Consider the following 1,381-nt stretch of genomic DNA (forward strand, 5'->3'; position numbering starts at 1 on the left):
AGTGCTTCATCATGGCTCAGGATGAACGCTAGCGGGAGGCCTAACACATGCAAGCCGAGCGGTAGAGTCTCTTCGGAGACTTGAGAGCGGCGCACGGGTGCGGAACACGTGTGCAACCTGCCTTTATCTGGGGGATAGCCTTTCGAAAGGAAGATTAATACCCCATAATATATTGAGTGGCATCACTTGATATTGAAAACTCCGGTGGATAGAGATGGGCACGCGCAAGATTAGATAGTTGGTGAGGTAACGGCTCACCAAGTCAGCGATCTTTAGGGGGCCTGAGAGGGTGATCCCCCACACTGGTACTGAGACACGGACCAGACTCCTACGGGAGGCAGCAGTGAGGAATATTGGACAATGGGTGAGAGCCTGATCCAGCCATCCCGCGTGAAGGACGACGGCCCTATGGGTTGTAAACTTCTTTTGTATAGGGATAAACCTAGATACGTGTATCTAGCTGAAGGTACTATACGAATAAGCACCGGCTAACTCCGTGCCAGCAGCCGCGGTAATACGGAGGGTGCAAGCGTTATCCGGATTTATTGGGTTTAAAGGGTCCGTAGGCTGATTTGTAAGTCAGTGGTGAAATCTCACAGCTTAACTGTGAAACTGCCATTGATACTGCAAGTCTTGAGTGTTGTTGAAGTAGCTGGAATAAGTAGTGTAGCGGTGAAATGCATAGATATTACTTAGAACACCAATTGCGAAGGCAGGTTACTAAGCAACAACTGACGCTGATGGACGAAAGCGTGGGGAGCGAACAGGATTAGATACCCTGGTAGTCCACGCCGTAAACGATGCTAACTCGTTTTTGGGGCGTAAGCTTCAGAGACTAAGCGAAAGTGATAAGTTAGCCACCTGGGGAGTACGAACGCAAGTTTGAAACTCAAAGGAATTGACGGGGGCCCGCACAAGCGGTGGATTATGTGGTTTAATTCGATGATACGCGAGGAACCTTACCAAGGCTTAAATGGGAAATGACAGGTTTAGAAATAGACTTTTCTTCGGACATTTTTCAAGGTGCTGCATGGTTGTCGTCAGCTCGTGCCGTGAGGTGTTAGGTTAAGTCCTGCAACGAGCGCAACCCCTGTCACTAGTTGCCATCATTAAGTTGGGGACTCTAGTGAGACTGCCTACGCAAGTAGAGAGGAAGGTGGGGATGACGTCAAATCATCACGGCCCTTACGCCTTGGGCCACACACGTAATACAATGGCCGGTACAGAGGGCAGCTACACAGCGATGTGATGCAAATCTCGAAAGCCGGTCTCAGTTCGGATTGGAGTCTGCAACTCGACTCTATGAAGCTGGAATCGCTAGTAATCGCGCATCAGCCATGGCGCGGTGAATACGTTCCCGGGCCTTGTACACACCGCCCGT

At 50.3% G+C, this 1,381-nt stretch carries 1 rRNA gene; it reads left to right on the forward strand.

The features are described 5' to 3' along the window. A 16S ribosomal RNA gene (locus HBA93_RS17745) occupies positions 1-1,381 on the forward strand; the annotation flags it as partial.

The organism is Ochrobactrum sp. SFR4 (genome assembly GCF_019730395.1).
Taxonomy (GTDB): Bacteria; Pseudomonadota; Alphaproteobacteria; order Rhizobiales; family Rhizobiaceae; genus Pseudochrobactrum.